The organism is Vulcanisaeta sp. JCM 14467, assembly GCF_001316245.1.
In the GTDB taxonomy this organism is placed as follows: Archaea; Thermoproteota; Thermoprotei; order Thermoproteales; family Thermocladiaceae; genus Vulcanisaeta.
Map to the genome: position 1 here is coordinate 1 of NZ_BBDM01000008.1, position 25,723 is coordinate 25,723.

A 25,723-nucleotide genomic window follows, 5' to 3' on the forward strand; every position below is an offset into this window, starting at 1 on the left:
GCCGACCCGGATTCAACCCCTTAAGGACTACGCTCATCAAGCTAGTGACGATCTATAATTACTTAACTGCTCAACACGGCCGGAATAGCGAGATACTTAATGAACTCATTAACATGCCTAGCATCCACATTGGGTAACCTACTCACGTCACCACACGGCCCCCATTTACAGGCATAGCACCCAAGCCCTGCAGCTTCTATATTCGCGCCGCAGGCAGATTCGTAGACCCTAAACCCCATTTCGCGGGCGATGGCGACTATCCTATCCTTGAGGTCCCTAGCCTAATGGGCACCTGCTCCCTGCTAAGCCTACTGCTTGGCAGCCTATCGCTAAGGTCAATGCCTATGGACCTGAGCCTCTTATATATGCTTGCGGTAACCCTAAGCGTGCCGAGTACCACGGATTTGATGCCAAGCTCCCTAGCCGTGCTCAGTATTTCACGGGCATCCCTATCGGTAATGCCGGGTATTATGGGCCTGATGAAGAGGGATACATTCACGCCAGCCCTTGCTAGCCTGCCTGCGAACATTAACCTATCCATTGGGTCCGGCGCCAATGCTCTATCCTCCTACAATCCCTAATGCAGACCACAGTCTCGAGAAAGCTTATATGTGGTGCGTGCTCCTTAATCCTAGCTATATCCCCATCGCTAAGTACCGACTTGGAACTAACCTGGAGTGGATTTCCGATTGAGCCGAGCGTTTCTATGTACTCAAGGGCCCTCTCCCTCGTCTCTGGCAGGAATGGCTCCGTCACGGAGCCCATGGCCAGCATTGTACCACCCGGCCCAAGCACCACGTATGGGTTTAACGTCAATGCGTATAGTAACTCCTTACCATTTAGTGGGTATGGCCTTGCCCTGTGTGGGAATTCCATGTCGTAAATGTAGCAGTACGTGCATGAGTATGAGCAGCCAATCCCAGTATGTATAGTCATACCGCATGGGCGTGGATACCTCCTCGCATGCGGGTCCCGCCTAGCTCGCTCAATAGATTCAGGCTTAACTCGTCCTCCAACTATCCCTCAACTTCTCCTTAAACTCCAGGTACCTGATTAGGTCCATTTGATGCTCACTGTGGGGAAATGCCCAGGTATTAAACCCTTAGAGGTGCTCGGCAGCGAGCCTATACACTGGGTCCGCAATCCTATACTCGTCGTCAACCTTCTCGATAACACCCATACCCACTAGGTTATTGAGTAGTTCAGAGACAGTTGCTGGGTTCAACTCCCTACCCTCGTAATCCTCGAGCCTACGCTTAATCAATCTCCAGGGCATTGGCTCCTCGGCCAACACCCTCAGTATCACGTAATACCTATAACTCCTAAGCGAGGATATTAAGTTGCGTAATTCACTGAGCGCCAGCTGGACGGCATTCCTAAGTATACCATCAAAGTCCGCCGAACCCCTCATCGAGTACTCATAACCGAAGTAGGTCAACCAACCAATTATACCATCGAAAGTCTCCACAGCCCTCTCCAGGACATTCCTCGGGCAGTTAACACCGAGTTGGCTGAAGCCACGCTCGAGGAAGTCCAGGGATTCATCAGGCTCAACCTCCTCGTCTTAATCTCCATGTAAGCCCTGCCGAAGAGTGGCGCCCTTGGGTCGTTAAGGCCCAGGAAGCCGTATAATAGGCCGATCTGTGAGCCTGACAGGACGAGCCTCAAATTCGTTAGGTTATCGAAGATGTAAGCGAATAACCTATCGAACCTAAGCCAATTAACCCTCCGAAGTCCCTGAGCCTCATCAATGGCTATTATAACTGGCTCACCAATATCGTTAAGCCCAATGAGTAAGTCAGCAATATTAACCCGCGACCCACCTCTGAATTTTATGGAAATCCCAGGTGGGTTAAGGGAAACCCTCAAGCCCTCAACGTTTTTTAAACGCATTAATTATCCTATCTACGATCGAGGACCTCCTACGCAGGAAATCATTGATAGCTCCAATGAACAGTTCAACCACATCACGGTAATTAGCGTAAAGACTCAACCTAACATCCACATAGACATAATCAACACCAGCCTCATTAAGCGCAACCCTCATAAGCGAAGTCTTACCAGTCCTCCTCAAGCCAGTGACCAGGGTCAACCTCGAACCCCTCAGGAACTTAATGAGCATGCCCAACTCATGATCAAAGTCATATAGGTCCTCCCTCCTACTCTTAGGCTCAATACTAAACAACATTATGACCACCCCAAATTACTTAGGGTACCCCAAATAAAAAATCTCGGCCACGATAATCAACGAAATTAAATCAAAATTAAAAAGTGAAAATTCAACACATAATTCAAAATAAACTAGATAATTCACCCAACGATAAGGAGAATATTGAATTGCAGGAGAGGAATGTGGCCGCTCCGGAGGAGCGGCAGGTCATTGGGCCGTGGGCCACACGGCTCTCGAGCCCTCCCTCAACTAGTTTAATAGGTTATGGCTTAATTAACCTTACTACCTCCTGGAATTCCTTTATAAACCAATAAGTAATTGGGATTTGATGATTGTGTTAATTACCGGCGTTAGTTCATCGCCTGGCTATAAAACGGCAGTTAGCCTAGCCAATAAACATGACGTTATTGGCACATATAACGAACACCCAATAAACATACCCGGCGTCACCACGGTTAAGGCGGACCTAACCAGGGACCCCGCCAGGTTAATTAGTGATTACAAGCCCGATGTGGTAATTCACATGGCCGCCATAGGCAACGTTGATCAGTGTGAGGAGCAGTTAGAGCTTTGTTATAGGGTTAATGTGCTGGCGAGTAGGGAGTTACTCACGGCAGCCTATAGGGTCGGCTCCGCAATTTACTACCTATCGACAGACTACGTGTTTGATGGCGAGAGAGGCATGTACACGGAGGATGATGCGCCAAGGCCCGTTAACTACTACGGATTGACTAAGCTCCTCGCCGAGGAAATCACAAAGGCCCTAGGAGGCTCTATCGTCAGGGTTGCCTGGATATACGGCGCGGGGCCTGGCAGGGTCAACTTCGGTAAGACCGTGGTTGATAAACTCATGAGGGGTGAGGCCGTGACTGCGATAATGGATCAATGGTCATCACCAACACTAAACACGATAATTGGTGAGGCCTTCGTAAAGTTGCTGGAAATGAGGTTCACTGGGATTCTACATGTGGTTGGCCCGAGGCTGAGTAGGTATGAGTTTGCGAGGGCCATAGCCAAGTACTTTGGGTTTAATGAGGAGTTGATAAAACCAATTAAATTGAGTGATGTGAACTACAGAGCACGCAGACCCAGGATAGTAGCTTAAGTAATAAGAGGGCTATTGAATTACTGGGAATACCACTCAACGACATAAACCACGCACTGGCCATATTTAAGAGGGAGCTGGAGACCGAGAGGGCGATGGCAAAACCGTAACCACGAAGAAAAAGCTTTAAATCGGCATTGATGGTTTATTGTCCTTGCCGGGGTGGCCGAGCCAGGTCCAAGGCGCAGGACTTGAGATCCTGTCCCCGCAAGGGGCCCGGGTTCAAATCCCGGCCCCGGCACCAAGAAATCCTTAATCACCTACCAATTATTCATTAGGGTGTAACCCTGGTACGGCATGGTTACACGGCTGGTTACACCGAGGGTTTTTATTCAGGAAACCAGGCTGTGCCCCGTGACCAATATGAGTAGGACTTGGATTTGGATCGTAATCGGAGTTGCAGTTAGTCTAGTCGCTGGTTTAGGAATTGTTTATGCAATCATACCTTATTACTACTATAATTACTACGGCAGTTACTCCATTAATCCATTAATCAATAATTACTATGATGGTTATTACTACGGTACATACTCAATAAACCAGGTAATCAAGGAGGTCACCCAAGTACCCAGTTATGCCCATGTTTACCCAGGCAATAACACCATAGTATTTACCAGTAAAAACATAGACCTACTAGTCGTGGCCATGATGGGTGATGATGCTGAGAAAATGTTCAATGCAACGCCACCACCGTATGCGCATGGGGATGTCTTCATTATTTACGGACTCATAAACCCAACACTGGTCATACCCGCTGGGGCCACTGTCCACGTGACCTTCGTGAATCTCGATGATGATATGTACCACAATTTCGTCATCACAACTGTGCCACCGCCATATCCATACAACGTGATGCCCTATATAGCTATGTACGGCGGTATGGGGCCTCAAATGATGCTCTACATGAGGTGGTTACCACCGGCTAATTATGGGACTGGTTATGCCTATGGCTATGGGTACACATTCGCAGTGCCTGAACCAGGCACGTACTGGTACCTCTGTACATACCCAGGCCATGCCGAGGAGGGCATGTATGGCGAAATAGTCGCGGTGGGTAACGGCGTTAATACTGCACAGGCGCCGGCATACCCAGTTGGTCAATACCCAGTGCCGTACTATGGACCTGGCTGGATGGGCAGTATGATGGGGTGGTGGTGATGCCGTGCCATGCATGTGGGGTTGGTGGGGTTGGGGATTTGGCCGTGGTTTGGCCTTGGTTGGTTTGGTTGGGTAATTGGTGCGTTGGTTGCCGTGTTATTCCTAATACTCATAGTACTTTTGATAGTTTGGGTCATAAGGAGCTTAATACGTGATTCGAGCAATGCTCATTCACTAAGTCATACGCACGGCTCATGCGGTGGCTAGGGCAGGGGCTCATTGACCAGCCTTACTCAAATCCTTCAACCTCACTATGTTCCTACCCTTAACCTTAGTAACCTCAACCAAACCCTTCTCCTCAAGCCTACGCACAATCCTCCAGGCCTGAACCTTGGATAACCCAAGATCCCTCATTATTTGGTACTGAAATACCTCACCACCTGACCTAATCACGTATTCAAGAACCTCACGCTCAGCCTTAGGCAGTAATTTAAGGACCCTACCATAATAATCATTGGTGTCACTCACCGTGGTGTTTTCCGCGGAAGTGAATTGCCGTGGTTGACCCAACCCCTGGGGTTTAGTACTGATTAGCGCCATTGGGATTATAATCATGACAGCGCCTATTACTATCAATACCACCGGTAGGAACAGCGGATAGTAAACCATCATACCACACATCATACCCATGCAGTGGTAATAAGCCATGTAATTAACCATCACCAACGCGCCGTAGAGCAGGTAGGCACCAATACCTAGAATTATGGCACCAATTATAACTAACCCATTACGCAATATATTACGTTCATCGCCCATCATTAATTATTTAACGCCATAACTTAATAAACCATTTTAAGTGATTTACTCCTCAACAACGGTATTCCTCAAAACACCAATACCCTCAACCTCAGCCTCAACGACATCGCCACCCCTCAAGAATTTACCCTTTGGGAAACCCACCCCAGGTGGTGTGCCGGTGCTTATGTAATCGCCGGGCTTAAGCGTTACTCCCTGGGATGCCCAGTGGATTAGTTCTGGTATCTTGAATATTAGGTTCCTAGTATTATCATCCTGCTCCACAACACCATTAACCCTAAGCATAAGCCTTAGGTTGTGCGGGTCCTGTATTTCATCCCTAGTGACTATGTATGGACCACGGGCGTTGATGAGTCCATGCTCTTACCATAAATCCAGTCCATTCCATAAGGCTCCTTACTTGGGAACTGCCAGTCGCGCATTGATACGTCGTTTAGGATTAAGTAGCCGAATACGTAATCGAGCGCCTTATCAGCATCAATGTACTTACCCCTCCTGCCAATGATTAGTGCCAACTCCACCTCCCAGTCGACTTGTTTTGAGACCCTTGGCTTGAGTATTGGTTGATTATGACCAATAAGGGCATTTGGGAATTTTGGGAAGAAGTACGGCCTATCGAGAGGCTTTGCCTGGCTCTCCTCACCATGCGCCCTATAATTAACGGCGACGCACAGGACCTTCTCTGGGTTCGGCACTGGTGGTAGCCAGGTTATTGAGTTTGGATCCCTAAAGAGCGATTGATCACCACTCCTAATAGCCCTATTCACCAAGTTCCTGACCAGTGCCAGGGCTGGCTCACCATTACTAATGAGTGCCTTCATATCATAGAGGAAGCTTGGGGCTTCAGCGGTTTCGTAAATGGCCATGTAGGCGCTTGGCAGGTCTAAAATGCCTTTATCGGTGTATGCGCCGACCCTGACCGTGTTATTCCATTGGAAGGATAGGAGCTTCACAATCAATGATTACCTAATGTTAATTTAAACATCACTACTAACTGGTTTACTGCTCCCTCCACCCACCCTTAAGTAGGTACTCCTCAATCGCCATCGCCGCATCGATGCCGTTCTTCAACGCCTTACCGATTAGGCTTGGCCCCGTGGCCACGTCGCCGGCCGCGAACACGCCCTTCCTAGTCGTCCTGTGCTTCTGATCAATGTCTATTGTTCCGTGCGGCGTCAACTTAATGCCGCAGCAGCCATCCCTGAATGGTGGTGTTGGTATTTCACCGACAGCCGCTATCACTGTGTCCATGTCCATGGTATACTCACTACCTGGTATTGGCTCTGGTGCTGGCCTACCGCTCTTGTCGGGCTTGCCGAGCCTCATCTTGATTAGTTTGACTGCCTCCACGTGGTCCTTACCCAGTATTTCCGTTATACCCACGAGCTCCACAAACTTAATGCCCCTCTTTATCAATCCCTGAATCTCCATCTTACCCGCAGGTGCCTCGTTTATCGTCCTCCTATAGAGCACATAGACCTCCTTAGCCCCCTGTCTCTGGGCCTCTATGGCTGCGTCAACAGCCGTTAGGCCAGCTCCAATAACGGCCACCCTGTCGCCGGTTGGGTAGACAACGGACTTTGGTAAGTAGCTAAGCTCGCTCGTGTAGATCCTGTATAGATAGTCAAGGGCTAGGTAAACACCCTTTAGGTTCTCGCCAGGTATGCCCAGGTTTCTTGATTTCCAGGTCCCAGTGGCTATTAGCACTGCGTTATAGTTATTGATCAGGTTCTCGAGGTGAACCTTATTCTCGATAAAGTCATCTCCATCAACGTGTTCCTCCTCATCGGCAATAACCTTAGTCTTTAGTATGAAGTTTACGCCCAGCTCGATCAATTCCTTAACGCCAGCCCTAACGTTCTTCTTGGGAACCCTGTACTCGGGTATTCCAAATATCATTAATCCGCCAGGCTCTGGCATTTTATCATAAACATCGACCTGGAAGCCCCTGCAAATTAGGTAGCCGGCTGCGCCAAGGCCTGCAGGTCCAGCACCAATAATGGCAACCTTCTCACTACGTCTCTCAATCTTCTGGCCCGGAGAACACTTGAGTGCGAACTTCACGGGAGGTATCGAGGGAATCCTTTATATAAGTCTTTCCTAATGCTTAATTCAACGGTAATTTTACGAAGCATCAATTTTAAATAATTAACAATTATAAAGATTATAGTGTTAAGGATTATAATTATCTTTTAAGATATCACTATTATAAAAGAATAATTTATAAATAAATAAGATACAATAAAATATCTATAGTTATATATCAATTACGGATGACCTACCATCATTCTTTAAGTAAATGACGGGACTGTTCTTGGGAACGCGTAATAACCTAATTATTGGCCCGCACTTAGCCCTAAATAGAAATAGGACCCTAAGCCTTAAATCATTCTCTAGGTATGCCTCGAAATTACCAACACCCTTGGAAATAATTAACTCATGTGTACTTAGGTCGCGCCATAAACCCTTGTTGTAGAATACTGGGTATCTATTACCCGTGGACACGACCTTCACCCTATCACCCAATACCCTGCTTGCGTAATCAGCCGTGACGTCTATCTCGTAGGGCAGGCCCCTGGCGTATACCGTGACCTTAAGGCCCAGGTCAATTAACTTCCTAATTAGTAATGCATCCACCTGAAACTCCCCGGAATTGTCAAGGACGTAACCAACATCTTTAATATTACCTAGCAGCTTCATTAATTCCTCCTTGACGTGTTAAGCCAAACCGCTTCCTCGAGGAGTTTATTCACGAAGTCATTAATGTCGAATTGATAGTCCCTCATTGGGACATCCACGGAGTTAGCCGCGGCGGCTATTTCGAAATACCTAATTATGTCGTTGCCCGCATCCTTAATTATATTGCTTATGATGAGGGATGCCGTATCCTCAAGCTCCCTCTTCTCACTGGCGTGCGGATCGTCGTTGCCCAGGATCTTCGTTACTAACTCAAAGGACTCTATGAAGAGTGGTGTTCTACCCCTCGGTATTAGGCTTGATATGTGCATTGTTATGCGCGTGTATGCGTTGATGTCGTTAACGCCCAGCTTCTTTAATTCCTGCATCCTGGACTCCAGAGCACATAGTATGCATTCTGGGGTCTCTATATATAGCATTGAGACCCAGTAATTAGTGGCTTATTAAGTAATTTGCCTAATAATTACTCTATATCTTCGTTTCAACACCGACATAACTTTAAACCTCCCTATGCTGATACTAATCAAGCCATGAGCATTGAGGAGTTGTTGAGGGAGTTGAGGGAGGATAGGGTGCATGGTGCGTCCTGGTATTTCCTGAGGGGTATTGATGTTATTAAACTCGCGATTGAGAATAAACTAAGCATTAACGATATCAAGGCATTGCTTAATGAGTTGAGGAGTGTTAGGCCGGGCATGGCATCGATAATGAACCTAACGAGCATAATCGAGGATGCCATAAATATGGACTTAGACCTCAATGACATAATCAATAGGTTGAAGAATTTGTATGAGGAGGTATCCAAGCGTTTAATGGCTCAATTAGATAGGTACCCCATTAGGTGTGGGTCGAGGGTCATGACCATTAGTTACAGCTCAGCCATCAAGGCTGCCTTATCAAGGTGGGGTAAGTGCTTGATACGCTATATATCATGGAGTCGAGACCGGGTAATGAGGTTTCTCAAGCCATTAAGGATTACCTAAGTCACGTGAGCAACGTGGTTCCAATACCGGATTCAGCGATTGCCCACTTCATAAGGGATGTTAGTTACGTGATTTCAGGGGCTGATGGCCTGTATAGCGATGGTTACTTCCTCAATAAGATCGGTACCGAGACCCTCTTCATTGTTGCGCATCGGTTTGACGCGAATACAGTAGTTATTGCCGAGTCGTATAAGGCGGCGGTGGGTGGTGTTGGGGAGACTTATTCCGTGGACTTCAACCTGGATGGCTTGAACGTGCGGGTTCCGCTATTTGATAAGGTGCCATTTGATTTAGTTGATTACTTGATAACGGACCTTAGCATTATTAAGAAGCCGAAACCTGAGGATATCGAGAGGCTGAGGGAACTCCTTATTAATAATGTCCTTAACCCAAGTGGTTAGGATGAGGGTATTTCAGTGCCTGCGGTGTGATGAGTGCTGTTACTTTGATAATGAGGAGAGGGGCCCAATCCTGTTTGAGGATGAGCTTGCCAGGTTGAGGGCTTTGGCTAGGGCTAGGGGCTTCGATATTAGGTATAGGGAATTGAACATTAATGGCGTTAGGGTTTATAGGTGGTTGATGAGGGGTTACTGCCCATTCTATGATAGGGAGGGTAAGGCATGCACAATACATGCGGTGAAGCCGCTTGCCTGTAAGATGTATCCGTTACTTTACAATCCAAATACAGGTGAGGTATTAATATCGAAGGAGTGTAGGTGGGTTAACGAAGCCCTAAGTGCTGGCGAGAGGCTCGGACTCAGTAACTTCCCTGAGGAGACGAAGGCCCTTGAGGAGGCGTTGGCAAGGCTGTACAAGGTTAAGGTTAGGATCCATGGATAGTAAATACTTATAATTGGTCTTCACTCACTGGCTCATTGTAATGAGTGACTTACCTGCAATTGAAGGTGGAAAACCGATTAGGTCTACACCTCTTCGTTTTAGGCCCTGGATAACCGATGAGGATATTAACCTGGTTGTTGACGTGCTCAGGTCAGGCCAGTTATCAGCCATCGGCGGTAAGTGGAATGCCCTGCTTGAGCAGGAATTAACTAAGTACCTAGGCGTTAAGTACGCAATAACCGTATCCAACGGCACAACCGCACTTCACGTCGCGCTCAAGGCCATTGGTGTCGGACCTGGTGATGAGGTCATTACGACGCCATTCACATTTGCTGCATCGGCGACGACGATACTGCACGCAAATGCAATACCGATATTTGCGGACATCGATAGAGAGACCTTGAACATAGATCCCGCATCCATAGAGGACGTGATCACTGACAGGACTAAGGCAGTGATTGTCGTTCACCTGGCGGGTTACCCGGCCGAGATGGATGAGATAATGAAGATTGCCAATGAGAGGGGTTTATACGTCATTGAGGATACGGCTCAGGCCCTTGGAGCCATTTATAGGGGTAGGATGGTTGGCTCGATAGGGCATGTTGGTACGTTGAGTTTCTATCCAACGAAGACAATAACCACCGGTGAGGGTGGTGCCGTCGTTACAAGCGATGCCGATATTGCCAATAGGGCTAGGTTGTTGAGGAGTCATGGCGAGACCGGGAAGTATTACTATGAGTTGCTCGGTTATAACTATAGGATGACCGAGTTTCAGGCAGCACTTGGTTATTCACAGTTGAGGAGGATTGAGGAGATAATTAGGCGTAAGGAGACCTTTGCTAAGGTCCTCATGGAGGAGTTACGGGATGTTGAGAATGACCTTATTCAATTCCCACGTCCAAAACCATACATTAGGCATGCATGGCACCTATTCCAAATAATCCTAAACCTAGAGAAGCTCAGGGTTGGTAGGGATAGGGTTGTTGAGGCTCTCAGGGCTGAGGGTATTGAGGCAGTCACTGTGGCATACCCAATACCACTCCATAAGGAGCCAATAATAACTAACACGATGGGTCACGGTAAGGGCTGCCCATGGACGTGCCCGTATTATGGGAGGAAGGTCACGTATAAACCACTACCTAATGCTGAGTGGGTTGCTGAGAGAGTAGTGACAATATTGATCGGACCATTATACACCACTGAAGACGCAGTAGATACCGCAAATGCCATAAAGAAGGTTCTTAATTACTATAGGAAGTGAAGGAAGTAAACGCGAATTAATAATTTAATAATGAAATAGATTGAGGTTGATTAATTTTAATCTATGATTTGATCGTCGCTTATACGATTATGTTTCCTTGTTCGTCTACTTTGGCGATTACTTTTCTCACGGTTTTTCCGTCTGGTGTTTTGAAGAGTGCCATTACGAAGCCCTTCCTACCCTTAGGCTGAACCTTCCAAACCTTCGTAGGCCTCAACTTCCTACCCTCAACCTCATACTCCCTCTTAGCCAGATCCTCAAGCGAGACCATATTGACCATTATCTCTTCTGTAACGCAGATTTATAAATATATCGCTTTAGAAAGAACCATAAGAATAAAACGAAAAAGAAATGAAAAACAAAAACAAGAATATATACTTAAGATTAATATAACACGGACTTTTGTAACGTATACGGTTATCACTAATCATTAACTGTCTTTACTAGGTCAAAGTCCACTGTATTATTGCTCAAGTACGTACATTTTACTAAATAATACATATTTATATTGATGCTTGACCGTCCTCTTGATGGTATTTAAATTCTTTAATTCGGCAAAGTCTACGGAGAAGAAGTTTAGGGGGTATGTTGGTAAGCCTGTCGTTACTAATGATGGTAAGGTAATTGGTACTGTGGTAAGTATAAAGTTGAGTAAGAGTGATTTGAGACCGGTCTCCATAACGGTTAGGTTAGGTGATGGGGGTACTAAGGAGTTTAATGTTAACGATGTTGGTGCCGTGTTCGCAACGGATAAGGTGGTGTTTCAAAAATTCAGTGATGAGTATTCGGGCCTCGTTATTATGTATAGGAATGAGGTTGATAGCATTAGGGAGAGGCTTAGGGATATTATGGATAAATTGAACAAGCTCAGTGACCTACTGCTCCAGGGTGGTATTAAGGAGGATTTATACCGAGACATTAGAGAGAGACTTGAGAAGGAGAGGATTAAGTGGATTAGGCAGTGTAATGAGAAGATTAGTTCGATAAACGATACGCTCTCTGAAATAGATAAGAAAATAGGTAATGCAGAAAGGAGGAGGAGTGAGTTAATGATTAAGCAGGTGGTTGGTGATTTAGGTGATGATGAGAAGAACGAATTGGCAGGACTTGAGGAATTGCTTAATCAACTAAGGAAGGTTAGGTCTGAATTGCTTTCATTAAGGATGGAACTAGAGAAGGAGTGCTACTAAAATCTCGTCTCTCATAATGACTTATACCTAAATGATAATGCCCTCTCGAATGGAACGAATTCGTTCGTGTCATCATCATAATAACCAAGTACTGTGTGCTCAGTATTCCTCCTACACCTCTCACAATAAAGGTACAATTTACTACCGAGGTTTGTTAAGTCATACCCCACGTTTAGTACGGTCTCGATACCGCACCTATCACATTTAATTAACCACCTAGTCATAACCCTAAGTGAACCCAATTTAAGAAGAAATAAACCTTATTGTTTACGCCTTCAACCTCCTCATCATAGAAAGAACAAGGGCCCTAGCGGGGTTTCTACCCGTGACCGCGGTTAACTCAGCCCAATCTGGCGAACCATTTACTTCAAAAATTACGTAGCCATCCTTACCCTCGCCAATGTCAACACCGCCATAAATTAAGTCAAGCGCTTCCACAGACTTAATCGCTAACTCCATCACTGTCTTATCAATGTTTGTGCAGGGCTTTCCAACGGCTCCCTGGGCGACATTAGTTTTCCATTGACCCATTGGAGCAACTCTAATCATGCACCCGAAGACCTCACCGTCAATCACCATAACCCTTATGTCGCGGTTGGGCTTCTCTATGTACTTCTGCAGGTATATGGGCTTCTTAAACGTGAGCAGGGTCCTCATTATCTGAAATGCGATGTCGGCGTCACTAACCTTCACAGCGCCATAACCCCTAGAGCCTTGCAATGGCTTGATCACCACATCCTTCATGTTCTTAGCAACCTCGTAGGCATATAATATGTCCTCGGTGCCTATTGTATCGGGCACGGGCAAGCCCTTACTCTTCAGTATCACCGTAGTCTCAAGCTTATTCCTAGTCCTCAACAACCCATCTAATGGATTAATAACCACGGCACCACTCTCCTCAATCAACCTCATGGTTATCGTCCTCCTAAAGAACGTCTCAACATCAATAAGAACCCCGAGACTCCTGAGGAAGACCCCATCAACCTTAAACGGCCTATCCCTAATTACCGTGACTGGCCCATCCTTATCAACCTTAACCGATATCCGCGAAATCGGTACATACATGGCATTCAAACCGGCGTCTCTCGCATAGACTATTAAGTCCCTGCTTGGCCTGTCGGGTATTGGCGAATCGCCTATTATGACGACTGAATTAGACATACACCGTGCCCAATTTAAATTAATTTATAAGTCTTTTAACGTAAAAACATGTATATGATGCTTTATCAATCTTTATTTTAATCAAACCTGGGGTGGTGGAGATGGTGGAGGTTGGCGCCTCCTCACCCTGCGTGGTGAGTACCTCCTTCTTATTTCATTACTCATCATTAAGGCTAGGAGGGTGAGCACAAGCGTGATCACTAGTAGTATTATTGATAGTATTAGTGAAAACGTACCAGGCAGCAACGGGCCCATCATCCCTGAAAAACCGACATAGTATTGGTAAATAATGTATATCCTAATGACCGATATCAACGCTATTAAAATTAGGACTAGGCTTGTGGCGATTATTGAGGGTAATCCCCGGAACTCCCTCCTATTTAGACTTGACCTTGCCATGTATATCAGGAAACCCCCAATCACAGCCATTATTGATGATGCAGCTACGAGCCCCGTAACCACATTAAGCCCAGGGAAGGTGAGTACCTGGAAGTACTTCACCGCTATTGATGGTGGTAAATCATTTGATAGGAAGTCAGCGGCTATGACTATCATGATAACCGAGAGTAATGAGGCAATGACTGAGATGAACATGAACATGGATGATCTATCAATCAGCCTCTGTATCTCGTCAGAGTACATGCCTTAGACACCCTAATCACTGCAGGTATATGTACTGCCTTATCCTAACCTTACAGTAGGGCATGTTAGGGACCTCTCAATTAATTTAGCCCTATGCCTACTGTCCTCCCTAATCCACTCACCATCAATCATCATTACAGACCCACAACTTGGGCATTTATTCACGTAAGGATTCAAACTATAATACGGTATTGACGATAATATACTCCTAATGCCCTTCTGCGGCATCATCCAGATCACCCTATCAACAAATAACTAATTAATAAATGTTAATGTCCAAGAAACTTGAACCAACATAATGGCCAAAACACTAAAATCCCTTAAAGCCCGAAATTAGTTAATGAGTAGTGAAGCAAAAATACCCGAGATACCTGCTGAATTAAGGCCCGTCCTTGAGGTTGTGTATGAGGGCAATGCACCTCACATAAGGTGTAAGTACAGAGGTAAGGATGGTAAGGAGTGCGGTGCACTATTCTTCAACCTAAATGATGCCATTAGGCATTTGGTCACGCATGACAGTAAGTATAGGAGGTTCCTGTCCCTCATTAACACGTAATGCATTTAAATTCCTAATACCCTACCCTATAAAATATGGCAAGGCAGGTATCAATAAATGAGTTGCTAAACCTTGTTAATGATGCTGAAAACTTTGAGGTGGTTGATTACCAAGGCGATTCAATAGTGATTGATGAGGTTAAGGGGATTGTTAAGATAAAGGATGAGGAGGCGAAGAAGGAACTTAGTGAGTTGCGTAAGAGGAGTCCGAGAGGTAAACCAACGCCTAAGCAAATAGCGACGACGGCTGAGGCCGTTAAGAAGCTTGCCGAGAATAGGGTGAAGTTTAAGGTGGTCTTTGGCCCTAAGGAGGTCATTATTAGGTTTGACCTTGACCACTACATCAGGCTTAGTGATAGGGATGTTAGGATCGTGGGCTTCACAGGTAGGGATGAGGGTACCCTGGGCTTGATAGCCGACACCCTCGAAAGGTACGGGCCACTTGTCTTCCTTAAGAGGGTTAAGTAATACCGCTGAAATTTGTGTTTTAGGCTATTAAATACCGTAGCAGTTAGTGATTGTGCTACCTAAATTCCTAATCATGAGAAGGCACCCAATACTACCACTCAAGTTGGACGATGGAGTACTCTGCGTAGTGCATAGGGATAATTACATTGACTTCATTACGCCATGCAATGAAGCTGGTAATTACGTAATGTTAATCCCATACCAAGGCTCATACGTGGAGGGCAAGCCTGTTAGACCCATCATCTGGGGCGACTTATCGAGTATTGAGGTTTACGCCCTATTGAGGAGTGAGCTGGCACTTTATGAGCTTAGTGTTAGGGTGGTAAGGCGTCATACGTTAGGTACCGCGTTAATGAGGAGTTCCTTAGAGGCGTTAGTTTTCATGGTAATGCCATGAACGAGTTATTGAGCGTGGTTGATACTGTATTGAGGAATTATATAAAGTCCAGCTTCATGATTTACACGGCCTACCTAAGGCTTGTAATGAATAGTAACGTTAAGTTCCTGGGTATAGGGAGTACGTTAGGGGTAGGGTTAGGATTTATGGTAATGATGGCTTGGTAATAGTGAGGGAGAGTAGTGGTGATGAGGTTAGGGTATCATTGGTATCAACGATTGAGGGCATTAATAATTTCACGAGCGTAATAATGTCGTTAATAAGGTCCTCAAGGGTTATAAATGATGTTAGGTTTGGTAGGATTGGGCACTCCGTTAAGTTGCTTCTTGATGTCTTCATCCCTAATAATTTATTAACCACTGTTAATAAAGGCGCCTGATGCTCGGAATAATCGGTCATACAGCAATCGACATAATAAGGAGGGGCTCAACCGTCAGGAGGTCACCAGGTGGTGCACCTACTTATTGCTCATTTTACCTAAAGCAATTAGGGATTGAGCCATTACCAATCACGTTAGTTGGCAGTGACTTTAATAATTACCTAAATGATTACAGGGTTAGGGGCATAGTCACGGATAGGATTAAGGTATTGAATGATTGTGACAGTACGTCATACGAAATAACGTATTACGATACAACGAGGAGGTTAAGGTTATTGGCGAGATGCAGGAACTTCGCAATACATGACCTCTATGACTTGCCCGACACGGTTGCAGTGAATCCAATAGCTAGAGAGGTGAGCCTAGACGTTATGCGGCATATTAGGGGAGTCACTAGGTTTGTCGGTGTTGATTTGCAGGGGTTTACCAGGGTTTTTGATGAGAATAATTATGTTGACGTTAGGATAAATATTAACGATGTTGTGGAGTTAATGAGGTATGCCGATGTTATTAAGGCAAGTGTTGATGATGTATCAATGGATGAATTCAATGCCATAATCAGTAAGTACCCAGATAAGATCGTGGTATTGACCATGGGCGCTAATGGATCAATATTAATGCATAACGGTCGCAAATTCCATGTTTCAACAGACGGCATAGTCAATGCGAAAGACCCGACTGGGGCTGGCGATGTATTGACCTGCGCACTGACGTACATGCTCGGTAGGGGTGAGGACCTTGAGTGGTCATTCATTTTCTCAAATGCGGTCGCTGTTGCTAAGACGATGGGTGAGGGGCCCTATGGCGTCATTAATAATGGTGTCGTGGATGAGATAGCCAATAAACTATTCTCACGACTTACCAGGGCTTGACTTATTGACTATATCGCTTACGTAATCAATGTCCGTAATCTGAACATAACTAAACCTGCCAACCCTCCTAACAGTTATTAACCCCTTATCATGCAGTCTCCTAATTATCCTGGAGACCGTACTCTTGGGTAATCCCAACTCCCTAGCGATTTCTGCCTGGTATGCATCACCACCCTTATTTAATAAGTAGGATAAGACCCTCACCTCATCCTCATTAATATTTACGAATGACTCATTAACATCTGATGTACCCGCCCTATTCTTACTCGCTGCGTCAAACTCTAATTGATTAATAACGGTTGATGATCTATTAACCCGCACCCTCTCCACTTCCTTATCCATTGGCTTTCTTGATTCTTTAAATACCTGATAAATGAATGATGCCAATACCGCAAACTGGATAAGAGCGACAGAAGCCACTAGGTAATAATCATACGTACTCACCAAAACCATACAAGACATAGTGGGTGGCGTACTTATTTATAAATTACACCTGGTTATAATGAAGTGTATAGGTGGTCAAATGGGATAGAATGTATATGGCCACAGCCGCTCAAGAACATGATCTTTCCACCTCATTGATCATATCATCTATCTTTGTGGCTATTAACGTTAATATTCCAAGGCTAGGAAACTCAGCCATCAGGTGCGCTATACCGAGATCCTCATAAACTATTTGGGCATTAAACCCCTTATTTACGAGGTAATCAACTACGCACTTTAATGCCGTTATGGCTCTTACCAAGACATCTACCTTAACCCTGCCCAACTCCAGTTGGCGGTGCTCAAGCTCCACATACACCCTAATTACACCAACCTTGGTGTCATAAACCTTGAACATGCTTGACGTAACATCGCTTAAGTCGAGTATCCAATTTCTTGATGAAAGCTCATAATTAATCTCGGTTCTCAATAATGGGTTGCTTGAGTAGCTTAGTAATTCGACCATTAGTGTTATTAGTGAGTCAACGTACGTATTAACTGATTGTAAATCATCGTATAGCTCAGTCTCGGGGCTTGGGTATATCATGGCCACCTTGTTATCCTGGATGTAGTCTACCGTAAATTTGAAATGAGGGGTCAATATTGTGAGTAGGGATAACTCGATCTCGTTTATGGGCTTTATCGATATGAACCTTAATTTATACTTATTAATGGCCTTGTCATACATGATCCTCGTCTCAATGGTCTTACCGAAAACCGAGTATCTATGCACATACGTGGCCATCAATGCATCCTCGGACTCCACGTTCCAGTTAATCATTGATATTGAATAGAGAGAAGTAATTTAAAAATGTATTAACTTTAAACATGCCGTGAGTATAGTTAAGGATCGTGTGAAGAAGTATCAGGTCTCTTTGATGAATTAAGCCTAGATTTAATTGTTGTGGTTGGTGAGGCGAACTTGAGTATTTCACAGGTGTTGATAGTGGATTAATGCTTATTATCAATAGATCAATGGATACAGCGCTAATAGTCCCAAGGCTCGACTTCCAAAGGGCTCAGAATATTGTTGGTGACCACGTGAACCTCATAGGCTACTCCACAGTCGAGGTACCGCAGAGAATGCCGGAGGAGAGACTATTCGTATCCAAGAGCCTCGGTAATTACTTGCTCAGGGAGGTTGGTCTTAAGCCAAACAATATTGTTGGCATTGACAACCCGGATTCGCCAGTGGCTAAGGAGCTTAGTTCCGTGGGCATTAAAATCATTAATATTAATGATTCAATTCTGAAAATAAGGGAGATTAAGGATGAGTATGAGGTTAGGATGATTGAGGAGGCCACGAGAATAACCGAGGAGGCCTTAGACAGCGTGTTGAAGAGAGGGCTTGAGGGTAGGAGGGAGAGGGATGTGGCTGCAATGCTGTATCAGGAAATGATTAGTAAGGGCGCCGAGGATGTGGCGTTTAAGCCTATCGTGGCATCAGGCCCAAATGGTGCATATCCACATCACGTATTTACCGATAGGGTGATTGGTAGGAGTGAATTGGTGACCATAGATGTTGGTGCTCGATATCACCTTTACTGTACGGATATGACGAGGACCATAGCCGTGGGGTCAGTGAACGGTAAATTAAGAGATGCCGCATTAGCCGTACTTGAGGCATTCAGGAAGGCCTCCAGCTCCGTTAGACCAGGTGTCAAGGCTAGGATGTTGATTCGATAGCGAGGAATGTACTTGCTGAGTACGGCTTTGACGCATATTACATACATAGTACCGGGCATGGCGTTGGAGTAGAGATTCATGAGAGGCCGTCTATAAGTCCCTCAAGTGATGAGGAGCTCCTGCCAAACGAAGTAATAACCGTGGAGCCTGGCGTTTACATCAAGGGTGTTGGTGGCGTTAGGATTGAGGATACAATACTAGTTACTGAGACTGGTTCGAGACCAATAAGTAGGTATCCCGTCGATTTATTTTAAATTGTAAAAATCGAAAGTTTCAGCCTATACGAGGGTAATTTTTTACTCATTAGCTTAATAAGTGAGTCACCATTAATTATTACTGATGAGTTCACGAGAAATTCCAGACTCTCTAATTTTCAAGTTGATGGTTATTAAGGAACTCCATAAGCTAGGATATATAAGTATTCATGAATTTCCTGACCTAATCTCAAAAATAACGCAGCATTTAAACAGTATGGGATACTCAGTTAACCCCAGCGACGTGATTAACCTACTTGATGTTGTAAGGGTTAGTAATGGTAAGGTAACATTAAGTAACGAGGGGCTCCATTATCTACAGGCTATTGAAATACTTACTAATAACATTACCAAAACCTCTTAATGCATTATACATAGCCCTCATTACCAAACCCCTTAAGTGGTTCAGTATGGTATTTACATCAATACCCCGGCAGGCATTACTTAACTCCTCAACATCCACGAATACGAATACATGCGGCGATCTCCTCCATGCGTCGGATACGGATATCGCCAATGGCGATAACTCATTGATATTAACTAGGGTATCTCCATGGATTATGTTAAGCCTGGCCTCAGGCTCAAATGTCCTAAATCCTATTATTATTGATGACTCTAGATGATCGTTATCGACCAATTTACGTAGACAGGTAATTGATGCCTCATTGAACTCCTTCCTTAACTCGTTATAGAATGCCCGTAGGACCTCATCCTTAAACTCACTCTTACCTAATAGATATGGGAGTACGTCATTTATTAGCTTGAGTTCAATGCCTTGCTTATTAATGAGGTTTAGGAACTCGAAATCCCTCTTCCACAGCGCCTTGAACGTGGTGTTTCTCGATATTAGAGGGTCAAGGAATTTGGAAATACTGCGTATCTTACTTATGAGGTATTGCCTATTCCTTAGCAGTATGGATAATAGGTAATCATCTATCACGTGCATGATCTCATAACCCTTTAAATGACCAATTGAGAAGCGGTACAACGTGCATAGGTAATCCCTAATATCGTCATTAAGCTCATCATAATACCTCAATAACTCACTTAGTAGGTTCCTGGCCAATGTATTAAAGAGAACGACTTTGTGATGGAGGTATACGAGCTTGTATATGTTGGAGCGAGCAATTACAAAACCCTCCAGGTTAGCCCTTGCCTTCTCATCAAACGCCAGTACATAGTCCTTACCGCTTTTAATAACCCTCATGTTATCGAGTATCCTCTCAATATCACTAATGCTAATGACCGAACCAATACTGGCGCCGGTCAGGTAGGAGTCCCTAAGTACGTACTCCACCCTATCAGCATCAAGATCACCTGATATCAAATTCCTTAGAATGTTTAACGGACCTAGCTCATCACCAAGTGACTTAAGGAACTTAATATCTTCATAACTAATCACATCCATGTACTGTGGTAATAATTCGGAAATCTTATGTATAATGTCACCGTGCAATAATGCCTTTATTATACGCAGGTCGATGTTAGGCATTGACTCCCTAAGCACACTCTTAAACTCATCATTATTCGTGAGTATGAAGTACGTTATTAACTCATGCTCCTTAAAGGGACCCTTAAAGACCTTACCCAGTACCTCCTCATCAATCCCCTTACTACAGCTCTTAATTAATGGATCAATGCCCTGACCATAAACACCCTCAAATACGTGGGAATAGGGTAAATGACCCAGGTCATGCAGTAATGCGGCGATCCTCATGTGCATTATCAACTCATCCTCTGTATCGAGGCCCATGGACCTACCAAGGTTTAGTAGTGATTCCCTAACCTCATTGGATCTAAGCATTCGCTCAAGCATTAAGGTCACTATTTGAAGTGTGCCTAATGAATGCTCAAACCTACTATGGTGGGCTGATGGGTAAACCATAAATGTTAGGCCGAGTTGATGAATGTACCGTAACCTCTGCACATACCTGCAGGAATCAATGAACCTAGCTTCCTCATTAGTTAGCCTAATCCAGCCAAGTGCTGGGTCTGCGATAACCTTGGCATAATTAAGTGTCATTTTCCGGAATTAAGGACTAAACATATATATTAATATTGTCAGTTCTTCCATTAATTAGGAATGAGCAAGAGCGATGCCATAATAGTGGGTGCAGGACCCAGCGGGCTTTACCTAGCCCGTGAATTGAGTAAGGTTATGAATGTGACAATATTCGAGGAAGACAGGATGCTTGGAATACCACCCCATTGCACAGGTCTTGTTAATCTTAGTTCGTTAAAGGTCCTTGCATATCGCCCCCCATCGTGAACACCTATAGGTATGTGAGAATAACTGACTTAAGCGGTAATAGCATAACCTTTGATTTTAGGGAAAGAACAATAGCAATGCTTGATAGACCAGGTCTCGAGCATTACCTTGCCGATGAGTTGGGTAGCGCCACGTTAGCGTTGGGTGAGAGGGTTACTGAGTTAGATAATGGGATTGCTAAGACAAAACTACGGCAGGAGCATTTGACATCGCCATAATTGCGGAGGGCGCCAACATGGCGCTAACGAGGAATTTAATTCCGTGGAAGCCAACCCATGTTTATGGCATACAGACCGATACTAAGTCATTTGCCGTAAGTGAGTTAATGCCTAGGAGCGATGATGAGATTGTGGTTATCTTTGATAGGAAGCTCAGTGAGCATTACTTTGCCTGGATAGTTCCAAGGAATTCCCATGAGTTCAGGATTGGGATTGCTGATGATGCCAATGTGTGGGTTAAATTCACGGAGCTACTGAAGATAATTAATGCCGAGCAATCAAAACCATTTGGTGGTAAGATAATAATTGGTGGATCACCAAGCCACGTGGTTGCGGGTAATGTAGCGATAATTGGTGATGCTGGAGGTTTTGTTAAGCCAATGACGGGAGGGGGGATTATAATGGGTATGCTAAGTGCGAAGTTGCTCGCGGAAAGCATAAGTAATGCCGTAAAGGAGGGACTATCAATAACTGATGCATTGTCTCTCTACGATGCATTATTCAGGAAGTATATTAGGGGGATGGTTAAGGCGTTGGGCTCCGCATCATACATACTACATATGATGATAAATAGAAGCTTAGGCAATATAATGCAGCTAATGAGTAAGGTTAATGTCGTTGTTGAGGATTATGATAATCACATTGACGCAATAATGAAGGCAGCCTCAAGAAGACCTTGGCAGTTCATTAAAGCGCTCCTTGCAGTAGTTAATGAATTATCATTAATTGAACCAGGCAGAATCAATAGGTTAATTAAGGATACGCTGGAGTAGTGCTATCTCGTTATCCTCATTATACCGCTCATCTCCTCTATCAACTTCGCACCCTGCCCCTCCTGGAACCATTTAATGATCGGCTCGAGGTATTTAACCACCTCGTCAGCAACGGCATTCTTGAGGTCTAGCGGGTGTATCTTGCCCTCGGTATATGCCTTAGTTAATTCATCAAATGTCCAGAACTCCATCCTGCCGCCACCATACTGCTGAGGTCTCTCAATGATGAAGGGCTTGTCCCTACGCTCCCTGAAGGAGAATAGGTGCACCAGCTCAACCACTGGATTCATCCTGACCTCCCTCGGCGGGCAGTAGGCCTTGAGTATTTTCTGGCGTATGGTCTCCGCGCTATCGTGTAGGAATATTGCCGTGTCGGGCAGGGACTTACTCATCTTCATTTCACTTAATTCCTCCTTAGACTCCTTACCGGTTATGTTTAAGGCAGGTATTAGGCTGTGGAATAGGGCTATTGGCTTAACCTTCTCATTATTGAGCGTCAATGGGTAAAACCTAACCTTAAGCGCGACCTCCCTGGCTAGTACGTAGGCCTTCCTCTGGTCAATACCACCGTGAGCAATGTGTGAACCTATCACAAACACATCGGCAACCTGGAGCAGCGGGTAGACTAGCCACGACATTGGTATTGACTCACCCATCTTCCTACCGAGTATTGTCAGGCTATGCCTAATGTCGGCTAGGTTCGTCATCCTGGCCAGGTCGAGTATTAAGTACCAGTACTCATCATTGTTGTGATACAGATCGCTGGCCATGTAAAACCTCACATTATCAGGGTCACCGCCAAGGACCTCAATGGCCTTCTTAAAGGTCTCAACGTAGTACCTATTCGCAACCCTCCTTATTAATTCAAGATCGCCGCCAAGCTTATTATTGAGCCACGAGTGTATGTCGGCGAGCAGTATCGACACCTCAATACCCGCCTTCTGTAGGTCTACAACCTTTGATAGGCTGACGATACCAGTACCAATATGAATGAATCCACTGATCTCAAACCCTATGTAATGCTTTAGCTTAGCTCCAGTCTCTAGGTATTGTCTTAACTCATCAACTGTGAGAACCTCCTCCGTGGGGTACCTGGTTATTAATGATAATCTCTCCTCAATATCCATTATTAATACCGTTAAAATTAAGATAATTAAACTTTATTGATATAGAATTCACGTGGTTAAGGTAGTCATTGATAGGGTAAGGGCTTGGGGCCACGTAAACGTCAGCGCTAGGCATAGGACTACGATTGAGATAACAAGGGATGATTATTTAACGCCAAGAGGCGATTGCATAATTGGTATTAAGGCTGATAAGGGGTTATCCGACATAAACCCTGAACTTAAGGAGGTCATTAGGAAGGATGGATCATTGGTAATGGTCATATTCATTGTTGATGATTACTTTGACTATGTAATCGGCATGGGTTCATCAAGGCTCACCCTAAGCAATAATAATAAGTTGATAATTAGGAGGAGTAGTTACATTGATGATGCAACATTAATGATCAAGGCGAATAAGGCAGCCATTAACCTCGATAGAAGACTCATAGATAGGTTAAAGAAAGGAAGCCCCTTAACAGTATACATTGTAGGTGTCGACCTTGAGCAGGATGGAACAATTAAGGGCAATGGCACTTAGGAAATTAATCCATGTTGTGCTATCCGTCTTCCTAATCATACCATTCATAGTTAACCTAAACGCCTATGGAATATCAACAACGCTATACTTCGCATTAATTGCCCTGGGTGTTTCCGTGATATACGTAATCCAGGTTAAGAGACCAATAATCACCATAGTCCTGCTGGATGCCTTAACAAGTGCCAGGAGGTCAATACTGCAACAGATCACGAAGTCACCAATAGGCTCGGCAATACCAATAGATACGCTGGATGACGGTTTAATGAGGCTTGAGAGGACCGTTAAGGAACTGCTTGAGAGTGTCGAGAGGGATTACGAGAGGAGAGGTGGTTACCTGGGCATCCTAATGGGTGCCATCGGCGTATTGATTAGCAGTTATTGACTGGTAATTACGTCATTTACGGAATAATATCGGTAATAGTTTACGACACAATGAGCGCGATCGGCGGCGTACTCCTTGGTAGGGTTAAGCTACCCTTTAGTAATGCCACAATGGAGGGCATGCTCGTAGGAATGGCATCCCTCGCTATAGTACTATTCTTATTCACAAATCAATTAATTGGCACGTTTGCTATAACCGTGGTAGCGGCGCTCGCCGAGGCATACGGCTTTGAAGACAACCTAGCGATACCAGTGACCACGTCATTAATGGCCATGGCCCTTAGACTACCCGTGATTACATAATAACCTTGCAATAGCCTTGCTTAAGCCTAACCAGGATCCCCATTAACCTGCCTCATCCTAAAGACTTGGCAACTCATTATTAGCTCAGCGTCTTCATTAAGGTTTAGTTAACAACTGAATAGTGAACTAAACGTTCATAATAATACTAATCAAAGTCAGCGGATTTATTTCTCATTCCATCGCTTCAATAATTCATGCGCAGCATTTACCCCAAGCTCCTCAGGACTCAACGAAGAACCACTTAACCTAATAATGACCTTCCTCTCCCCATTTAAATCAGCCATACCTGCGATGAATTCTATACGATCCCCCTCATGAATCGCCACACCGCCAACAGGTACGTGACAGCCACCACCGACGGTCCTTAAAAATGCCCTCTCAGCCAATGCCTCAGCCTAGCCCTGGGATCACTGGCCTTATTCAGGAGGTCTATTAGTTCCGTATCCTTTTCACGGGCAACAACCGCTATTATGCCCTGCCCAGGCGCTGGTGGCAATGTATCAAGGGGTATGCGGGTATATTTAATACGGAAAGATTTCACGTCACTCATCAACCTCGCAAGACCTGCCTCGCGATTACAATGGCATCGTAATCACCCCTTACCAATTTATTGATTCTTGTATCAACGTTGCCCCTAATGACGTCCACTGAAATATCCCTCCTAATGCCCAGGAGGAATGCCCTACGCCTAACGCTTGACGTACCAACCCTCGCACCACTTGGTAGTGCCGCTAAATCACTTGGGTAGTTGTCCCTAACCGCCAGGACGTCGTATGGTGGATCCCTGGGTGAGAAGCCCGCGACAACGAGACCTGGACTAATCTCGCTGGGCAGGTCCTTGAGACTATGCACGGCTATGTCAGCTTCATCCTTCAGCAGTGCCAGGTTAACCTCCTTTTCGAATATGCCCTTAACCCCAATTGCGTATAGTGGCTTGTCCTGAATAACATCGCCTGTTGTTCTTACGATAACTACGTCGAACTGCACGTTGGGCTCGACTTTCCGGATCATGTTCATTACGATCTCCGTCTGTATTAGCGATAATCTACTCCCTCTGGTTGCAATCCTAATTCTCATT

39 protein-coding genes, 1 tRNA gene and 3 pseudogenes are annotated in these 25,723 nt (G+C 44.9%); 22 read left to right on the forward strand and 21 right to left on the reverse strand.

Features of this window, described 5'->3' with window-relative positions:
• Positions 1-62: 62 nt before the first annotated feature.
• The 6 genes from JCM14467_RS17190 to JCM14467_RS17215 all read right to left on the reverse strand — a co-directional run bounded on the left by JCM14467_RS17190 (position 63) and on the right by JCM14467_RS17215 (position 2,188).
• A complete protein-coding gene (locus JCM14467_RS17190) occupies positions 63-239 on the reverse strand; it encodes a hypothetical protein (RefSeq protein ID WP_252901128.1) in 177 nt (58 codons plus the stop codon).
• Positions 240-256: 17 nt separating this feature from the next.
• Positions 257-541 (reverse strand): hypothetical protein, encoded by a 285-nt coding sequence (locus JCM14467_RS17195; RefSeq protein WP_252901129.1) that lies wholly within the window; start codon positions 539-541, stop codon positions 257-259.
• The gene (locus tag JCM14467_RS17200) at positions 529-936 is read right to left on the reverse strand and encodes a hypothetical protein (RefSeq protein WP_252901130.1); all 408 of its coding nucleotides are present in this window, start codon (positions 934-936) and stop codon (positions 529-531) included. Before JCM14467_RS17200 ends, JCM14467_RS17195 begins: the two co-directional genes overlap by 13 nt.
• A 166-nt stretch (positions 937-1,102) precedes the next feature.
• Positions 1,103-1,468, reverse strand: coding sequence for a hypothetical protein (locus tag JCM14467_RS17205; RefSeq protein ID WP_252901131.1), 366 nt, complete (start codon positions 1,466-1,468; stop codon positions 1,103-1,105).
• The gene (locus tag JCM14467_RS17210; RefSeq protein ID WP_252901132.1) at positions 1,447-1,869 is read right to left on the reverse strand and encodes a hypothetical protein; all 423 of its coding nucleotides are present in this window, start codon (positions 1,867-1,869) and stop codon (positions 1,447-1,449) included. The genes JCM14467_RS17205 and JCM14467_RS17210 overlap by 22 nt, the downstream gene beginning before the upstream one ends.
• 4 nt (positions 1,870-1,873) lie before the next feature.
• Entirely contained in the window at positions 1,874-2,188 is a 315-nt protein-coding gene (locus JCM14467_RS17215) for a hypothetical protein (protein ID WP_252901133.1), read from the reverse strand.
• Positions 2,189-2,498: 310 nt separating this feature from the next.
• Between JCM14467_RS17215 and JCM14467_RS08080 the strand changes: the two genes are divergently transcribed.
• The 4 genes from JCM14467_RS08080 (at position 2,499) to JCM14467_RS08095 (ending at position 4,640) form a co-directional block, all read left to right on the forward strand.
• A complete protein-coding gene (locus tag JCM14467_RS08080; protein ID WP_252901134.1) occupies positions 2,499-3,275 on the forward strand; it encodes an SDR family oxidoreductase in 777 nt (258 codons plus the stop codon).
• A 156-nt stretch (positions 3,276-3,431) separates the two neighbouring features.
• A tRNA-Ser gene (locus JCM14467_RS08085) sits at positions 3,432-3,519 on the forward strand.
• 119 nt (positions 3,520-3,638) lie between these two features.
• The gene (locus tag JCM14467_RS08090; RefSeq protein WP_252901212.1) at positions 3,639-4,433 is read left to right on the forward strand and encodes a sulfocyanin-like copper-binding protein; all 795 of its coding nucleotides are present in this window, start codon (positions 3,639-3,641) and stop codon (positions 4,431-4,433) included.
• 9 nt (positions 4,434-4,442) lie between these two features.
• On the forward strand, positions 4,443-4,640 hold the full coding sequence (locus JCM14467_RS08095) for a hypothetical protein (RefSeq protein ID WP_054849754.1): 198 nt from the start codon (positions 4,443-4,445) through the stop codon (positions 4,638-4,640).
• A 9-nt stretch (positions 4,641-4,649) separates the two neighbouring features.
• Here JCM14467_RS08095 and JCM14467_RS08100 read toward each other — a convergent pair whose 3' ends face one another.
• The 5 genes and pseudogenes from JCM14467_RS08100 to JCM14467_RS08120 all read right to left on the reverse strand — a co-directional run bounded on the left by JCM14467_RS08100 (position 4,650) and on the right by JCM14467_RS08120 (position 8,305).
• Positions 4,650-5,189: a helix-turn-helix transcriptional regulator gene (locus JCM14467_RS08100; RefSeq protein WP_054849853.1), complete on the reverse strand. Its 540-nt coding sequence runs from the start codon at positions 5,187-5,189 to the stop codon at positions 4,650-4,652.
• A 45-nt stretch (positions 5,190-5,234) separates the two neighbouring features.
• Positions 5,235-6,142, reverse strand: a pseudogene (locus JCM14467_RS08105) (fumarylacetoacetate hydrolase family protein).
• Between the two features lie 46 nt (positions 6,143-6,188).
• Positions 6,189-7,253, reverse strand: coding sequence for an FAD-dependent oxidoreductase (locus JCM14467_RS08110; RefSeq protein ID WP_054849755.1), 1,065 nt, complete (start codon positions 7,251-7,253; stop codon positions 6,189-6,191).
• Positions 7,254-7,445: 192 nt separating this feature from the next.
• Positions 7,446-7,889, reverse strand: a complete 444-nt coding sequence (locus JCM14467_RS08115) for an ARMT1-like domain-containing protein (protein WP_054849756.1) — start codon at positions 7,887-7,889, stop codon at positions 7,446-7,448.
• A complete protein-coding gene (locus JCM14467_RS08120; RefSeq protein ID WP_054849757.1) occupies positions 7,889-8,305 on the reverse strand; it encodes a hypothetical protein in 417 nt (138 codons plus the stop codon). The genes JCM14467_RS08115 and JCM14467_RS08120 overlap by 1 nt, the downstream gene beginning before the upstream one ends.
• 111 nt (positions 8,306-8,416) lie before the next feature.
• Between JCM14467_RS08120 and JCM14467_RS17220 the strand changes: the two genes are divergently transcribed.
• The 4 genes from JCM14467_RS17220 to JCM14467_RS08135 are packed head-to-tail and all read left to right on the forward strand — an operon-like array spanning position 8,417 to position 10,970.
• A complete protein-coding gene (locus tag JCM14467_RS17220) occupies positions 8,417-8,869 on the forward strand; it encodes a hypothetical protein (protein ID WP_252901135.1) in 453 nt (150 codons plus the stop codon).
• Entirely contained in the window at positions 8,797-9,270 is a 474-nt protein-coding gene (locus JCM14467_RS17225; protein ID WP_252901136.1) for a hypothetical protein, read from the forward strand. The genes JCM14467_RS17220 and JCM14467_RS17225 overlap by 73 nt, the downstream gene beginning before the upstream one ends.
• 1 nt (position 9,271) lies before the next feature.
• A complete protein-coding gene (locus JCM14467_RS08130; RefSeq protein WP_054849854.1) occupies positions 9,272-9,709 on the forward strand; it encodes a YkgJ family cysteine cluster protein in 438 nt (145 codons plus the stop codon).
• A 40-nt stretch (positions 9,710-9,749) separates the two neighbouring features.
• Entirely contained in the window at positions 9,750-10,970 is a 1,221-nt protein-coding gene (locus JCM14467_RS08135; RefSeq protein WP_054849758.1) for a DegT/DnrJ/EryC1/StrS family aminotransferase, read from the forward strand.
• A gap of 79 nt (positions 10,971-11,049) precedes the next feature.
• On the opposite strand, the gene JCM14467_RS08140 is transcribed toward JCM14467_RS08135, so the two are convergent.
• On the reverse strand, positions 11,050-11,241 hold the full coding sequence (locus JCM14467_RS08140) for a chromatin protein Cren7 (RefSeq protein WP_054849855.1): 192 nt from the start codon (positions 11,239-11,241) through the stop codon (positions 11,050-11,052).
• A 259-nt stretch (positions 11,242-11,500) separates the two neighbouring features.
• Here JCM14467_RS08140 and JCM14467_RS08145 point away from each other — a divergent pair, with 259 nt between their 5' ends.
• The gene (locus JCM14467_RS08145) at positions 11,501-12,160 is read left to right on the forward strand and encodes a PRC-barrel domain-containing protein (protein ID WP_054849759.1); all 660 of its coding nucleotides are present in this window, start codon (positions 11,501-11,503) and stop codon (positions 12,158-12,160) included.
• 11 nt (positions 12,161-12,171) lie between these two features.
• Here the strand turns inward: JCM14467_RS08145 and JCM14467_RS08150 are convergent, their stop codons facing one another.
• The 4 genes from JCM14467_RS08150 to JCM14467_RS08165 form a co-directional block, all read right to left on the reverse strand.
• Positions 12,172-12,402 carry a hypothetical protein gene (locus JCM14467_RS08150; RefSeq protein ID WP_252901137.1) on the reverse strand — a complete coding sequence of 77 codons (231 nt, stop codon included), beginning with the start codon at positions 12,400-12,402 and terminating at the stop codon, positions 12,172-12,174.
• A 25-nt stretch (positions 12,403-12,427) separates the two neighbouring features.
• Positions 12,428-13,321: an ATP-grasp domain-containing protein gene (locus JCM14467_RS08155; RefSeq protein WP_054849760.1), complete on the reverse strand. Its 894-nt coding sequence runs from the start codon at positions 13,319-13,321 to the stop codon at positions 12,428-12,430.
• Between the two features lie 81 nt (positions 13,322-13,402).
• Positions 13,403-13,963, reverse strand: a complete 561-nt coding sequence (locus JCM14467_RS08160; RefSeq protein ID WP_054849761.1) for a hypothetical protein — start codon at positions 13,961-13,963, stop codon at positions 13,403-13,405.
• Between the two features lie 39 nt (positions 13,964-14,002).
• Complete coding sequence (locus JCM14467_RS08165; RefSeq protein ID WP_252901138.1) at positions 14,003-14,203, reverse strand: hypothetical protein; 201 nt, start codon at positions 14,201-14,203, stop codon at positions 14,003-14,005.
• A gap of 100 nt (positions 14,204-14,303) precedes the next feature.
• Here JCM14467_RS08165 and JCM14467_RS08170 point away from each other — a divergent pair, with 100 nt between their 5' ends.
• The 6 genes from JCM14467_RS08170 to JCM14467_RS08185 are packed head-to-tail and all read left to right on the forward strand — an operon-like array spanning position 14,304 to position 16,634.
• Positions 14,304-14,519, forward strand: coding sequence for a hypothetical protein (locus JCM14467_RS08170; protein WP_054849762.1), 216 nt, complete (start codon positions 14,304-14,306; stop codon positions 14,517-14,519).
• A gap of 35 nt (positions 14,520-14,554) precedes the next feature.
• Positions 14,555-14,986, forward strand: a complete 432-nt coding sequence (locus JCM14467_RS08175; RefSeq protein ID WP_054849763.1) for a hypothetical protein — start codon at positions 14,555-14,557, stop codon at positions 14,984-14,986.
• A gap of 46 nt (positions 14,987-15,032) precedes the next feature.
• Positions 15,033-15,383: a hypothetical protein gene (locus JCM14467_RS17230; protein WP_252901139.1), complete on the forward strand. Its 351-nt coding sequence runs from the start codon at positions 15,033-15,035 to the stop codon at positions 15,381-15,383.
• Positions 15,380-15,550 carry a hypothetical protein gene (locus JCM14467_RS17235; RefSeq protein WP_252901140.1) on the forward strand — a complete coding sequence of 57 codons (171 nt, stop codon included), beginning with the start codon at positions 15,380-15,382 and terminating at the stop codon, positions 15,548-15,550. Before JCM14467_RS17230 ends, JCM14467_RS17235 begins: the two co-directional genes overlap by 4 nt.
• Positions 15,551-15,552: 2 nt before the next feature.
• Complete coding sequence (locus tag JCM14467_RS17240; RefSeq protein ID WP_252901141.1) at positions 15,553-15,762, forward strand: hypothetical protein; 210 nt, start codon at positions 15,553-15,555, stop codon at positions 15,760-15,762.
• A complete protein-coding gene (locus JCM14467_RS08185) occupies positions 15,762-16,634 on the forward strand; it encodes a PfkB family carbohydrate kinase (RefSeq protein ID WP_054849764.1) in 873 nt (290 codons plus the stop codon). Before JCM14467_RS17240 ends, JCM14467_RS08185 begins: the two co-directional genes overlap by 1 nt.
• Here the strand turns inward: JCM14467_RS08185 and JCM14467_RS08190 are convergent.
• Both JCM14467_RS08190 and JCM14467_RS08195 read right to left on the reverse strand, forming a co-directional pair.
• A complete protein-coding gene (locus JCM14467_RS08190) occupies positions 16,614-17,096 on the reverse strand; it encodes a helix-turn-helix transcriptional regulator (RefSeq protein WP_252901142.1) in 483 nt (160 codons plus the stop codon). The genes JCM14467_RS08185 and JCM14467_RS08190 overlap by 21 nt on opposite strands.
• Before the next feature lie 91 nt (positions 17,097-17,187).
• A complete protein-coding gene (locus JCM14467_RS08195; protein WP_054849766.1) occupies positions 17,188-17,898 on the reverse strand; it encodes a hypothetical protein in 711 nt (236 codons plus the stop codon).
• Positions 17,899-18,404: 506 nt separating this feature from the next.
• On the opposite strand from JCM14467_RS08195, the pseudogene JCM14467_RS19610 reads away from it, so the two are divergent.
• Positions 18,405-19,057, forward strand: a pseudogene (locus JCM14467_RS19610) (M24 family metallopeptidase).
• A gap of 316 nt (positions 19,058-19,373) precedes the next feature.
• Here the strand turns inward: JCM14467_RS19610 and JCM14467_RS08205 are convergent.
• Entirely contained in the window at positions 19,374-21,080 is a 1,707-nt protein-coding gene (locus tag JCM14467_RS08205) for an HD domain-containing protein (protein WP_054849768.1), read from the reverse strand.
• A 60-nt stretch (positions 21,081-21,140) separates the two neighbouring features.
• Here JCM14467_RS08205 and JCM14467_RS17250 point away from each other — a divergent pair, with 60 nt between their 5' ends.
• From JCM14467_RS17250 to JCM14467_RS17260, 3 genes are read left to right on the forward strand one after another with little or no spacing between them, the layout of a single operon-like run.
• Positions 21,141-21,326: an NAD(P)-binding protein gene (locus JCM14467_RS17250; RefSeq protein ID WP_252901143.1), complete on the forward strand. Its 186-nt coding sequence runs from the start codon at positions 21,141-21,143 to the stop codon at positions 21,324-21,326.
• A gap of 14 nt (positions 21,327-21,340) precedes the next feature.
• On the forward strand, positions 21,341-21,544 hold the full coding sequence (locus JCM14467_RS17255; RefSeq protein ID WP_252901144.1) for a hypothetical protein: 204 nt from the start codon (positions 21,341-21,343) through the stop codon (positions 21,542-21,544).
• 17 nt (positions 21,545-21,561) lie between these two features.
• A complete protein-coding gene (locus JCM14467_RS17260; RefSeq protein ID WP_252901145.1) occupies positions 21,562-22,317 on the forward strand; it encodes an NAD(P)/FAD-dependent oxidoreductase in 756 nt (251 codons plus the stop codon).
• Between the two features lie 2 nt (positions 22,318-22,319).
• Here JCM14467_RS17260 and JCM14467_RS08215 read toward each other — a convergent pair whose 3' ends face one another.
• A complete protein-coding gene (locus JCM14467_RS08215; protein WP_054849769.1) occupies positions 22,320-23,444 on the reverse strand; it encodes a tyrosine--tRNA ligase in 1,125 nt (374 codons plus the stop codon).
• Between the two features lie 52 nt (positions 23,445-23,496).
• On the opposite strand from JCM14467_RS08215, the gene JCM14467_RS08220 reads away from it, so the two are divergent.
• The 3 genes from JCM14467_RS08220 to JCM14467_RS08230 are packed head-to-tail and all read left to right on the forward strand — an operon-like array spanning position 23,497 to position 24,645.
• Positions 23,497-23,961, forward strand: a complete 465-nt coding sequence (locus tag JCM14467_RS08220; protein WP_054849770.1) for a DUF371 domain-containing protein — start codon at positions 23,497-23,499, stop codon at positions 23,959-23,961.
• Entirely contained in the window at positions 23,951-24,343 is a 393-nt protein-coding gene (locus JCM14467_RS08225; RefSeq protein WP_054849771.1) for a hypothetical protein, read from the forward strand. Before JCM14467_RS08220 ends, JCM14467_RS08225 begins: the two co-directional genes overlap by 11 nt.
• Positions 24,340-24,645, forward strand: coding sequence for a hypothetical protein (locus JCM14467_RS08230; RefSeq protein WP_054849772.1), 306 nt, complete (start codon positions 24,340-24,342; stop codon positions 24,643-24,645). Before JCM14467_RS08225 ends, JCM14467_RS08230 begins: the two co-directional genes overlap by 4 nt.
• A 164-nt stretch (positions 24,646-24,809) precedes the next feature.
• Here the strand turns inward: JCM14467_RS08230 and hemC are convergent.
• A pseudogene (gene hemC, locus JCM14467_RS08235) lies at positions 24,810-25,722 on the reverse strand (hydroxymethylbilane synthase).
• Position 25,723: the final 1 nt, after the last annotated feature.

Excerpts from the sequence above, each read along its gene's own strand:
- JCM14467_RS17190 (WP_252901128.1), bottom strand. The coding sequence starts at position 239 with ATGGGGTTTAGGGTCTACGAATCTGCCTGCGGCGCGAATATAGAAGCT.
- JCM14467_RS17195 (WP_252901129.1), bottom strand. The coding sequence starts at position 541 with ATGGATAGGTTAATGTTCGCAGGCAGGCTAGCAAGGGCTGGCGTGAAT.
- JCM14467_RS17200 (WP_252901130.1), bottom strand. The coding sequence starts at position 936 with ATGACTATACATACTGGGATTGGCTGCTCATACTCATGCACGTACTGC.
- JCM14467_RS17215 (WP_252901133.1), bottom strand. The coding sequence starts at position 2,188 with ATGTTGTTTAGTATTGAGCCTAAGAGTAGGAGGGAGGACCTATATGAC.
- JCM14467_RS08080 (WP_252901134.1), top strand. The coding sequence starts at position 2,499 with ATGATTGTGTTAATTACCGGCGTTAGTTCATCGCCTGGCTATAAAACG.
- JCM14467_RS08090 (WP_252901212.1), top strand. The coding sequence starts at position 3,639 with ATGAGTAGGACTTGGATTTGGATCGTAATCGGAGTTGCAGTTAGTCTA.
- JCM14467_RS08095 (WP_054849754.1), top strand. The coding sequence starts at position 4,443 with ATGCATGTGGGGTTGGTGGGGTTGGGGATTTGGCCGTGGTTTGGCCTT.
- JCM14467_RS08100 (WP_054849853.1), bottom strand. The coding sequence starts at position 5,189 with ATGGGCGATGAACGTAATATATTGCGTAATGGGTTAGTTATAATTGGT.
- JCM14467_RS08115 (WP_054849756.1), bottom strand. The coding sequence starts at position 7,889 with ATGAAGCTGCTAGGTAATATTAAAGATGTTGGTTACGTCCTTGACAAT.
- JCM14467_RS08120 (WP_054849757.1), bottom strand. The coding sequence starts at position 8,305 with ATGCTATATATAGAGACCCCAGAATGCATACTATGTGCTCTGGAGTCC.
- JCM14467_RS17220 (WP_252901135.1), top strand. The coding sequence starts at position 8,417 with ATGAGCATTGAGGAGTTGTTGAGGGAGTTGAGGGAGGATAGGGTGCAT.
- JCM14467_RS08130 (WP_054849854.1), top strand. The coding sequence starts at position 9,272 with ATGAGGGTATTTCAGTGCCTGCGGTGTGATGAGTGCTGTTACTTTGAT.
- JCM14467_RS08135 (WP_054849758.1), top strand. The coding sequence starts at position 9,750 with ATGAGTGACTTACCTGCAATTGAAGGTGGAAAACCGATTAGGTCTACA.
- JCM14467_RS08140 (WP_054849855.1), bottom strand. The coding sequence starts at position 11,241 with ATGGTCTCGCTTGAGGATCTGGCTAAGAGGGAGTATGAGGTTGAGGGT.
- JCM14467_RS08145 (WP_054849759.1), top strand. The coding sequence starts at position 11,501 with ATGGTATTTAAATTCTTTAATTCGGCAAAGTCTACGGAGAAGAAGTTT.
- JCM14467_RS08155 (WP_054849760.1), bottom strand. The coding sequence starts at position 13,321 with ATGTCTAATTCAGTCGTCATAATAGGCGATTCGCCAATACCCGACAGG.
- JCM14467_RS08160 (WP_054849761.1), bottom strand. The coding sequence starts at position 13,963 with ATGTACTCTGACGAGATACAGAGGCTGATTGATAGATCATCCATGTTC.
- JCM14467_RS08170 (WP_054849762.1), top strand. The coding sequence starts at position 14,304 with ATGAGTAGTGAAGCAAAAATACCCGAGATACCTGCTGAATTAAGGCCC.
- JCM14467_RS08175 (WP_054849763.1), top strand. The coding sequence starts at position 14,555 with ATGGCAAGGCAGGTATCAATAAATGAGTTGCTAAACCTTGTTAATGAT.
- JCM14467_RS17235 (WP_252901140.1), top strand. The coding sequence starts at position 15,380 with ATGAACGAGTTATTGAGCGTGGTTGATACTGTATTGAGGAATTATATA.
- JCM14467_RS08185 (WP_054849764.1), top strand. The coding sequence starts at position 15,762 with ATGCTCGGAATAATCGGTCATACAGCAATCGACATAATAAGGAGGGGC.
- JCM14467_RS08190 (WP_252901142.1), bottom strand. The coding sequence starts at position 17,096 with ATGTCTTGTATGGTTTTGGTGAGTACGTATGATTATTACCTAGTGGCT.
- JCM14467_RS08195 (WP_054849766.1), bottom strand. The coding sequence starts at position 17,898 with ATGATTAACTGGAACGTGGAGTCCGAGGATGCATTGATGGCCACGTAT.
- JCM14467_RS08205 (WP_054849768.1), bottom strand. The coding sequence starts at position 21,080 with ATGACACTTAATTATGCCAAGGTTATCGCAGACCCAGCACTTGGCTGG.
- JCM14467_RS17250 (WP_252901143.1), top strand. The coding sequence starts at position 21,141 with ATGAGCAAGAGCGATGCCATAATAGTGGGTGCAGGACCCAGCGGGCTT.
- JCM14467_RS17260 (WP_252901145.1), top strand. The coding sequence starts at position 21,562 with ATGGCGCTAACGAGGAATTTAATTCCGTGGAAGCCAACCCATGTTTAT.
- JCM14467_RS08215 (WP_054849769.1), bottom strand. The coding sequence starts at position 23,444 with ATGGATATTGAGGAGAGATTATCATTAATAACCAGGTACCCCACGGAG.
- JCM14467_RS08225 (WP_054849771.1), top strand. The coding sequence starts at position 23,951 with ATGGCACTTAGGAAATTAATCCATGTTGTGCTATCCGTCTTCCTAATC.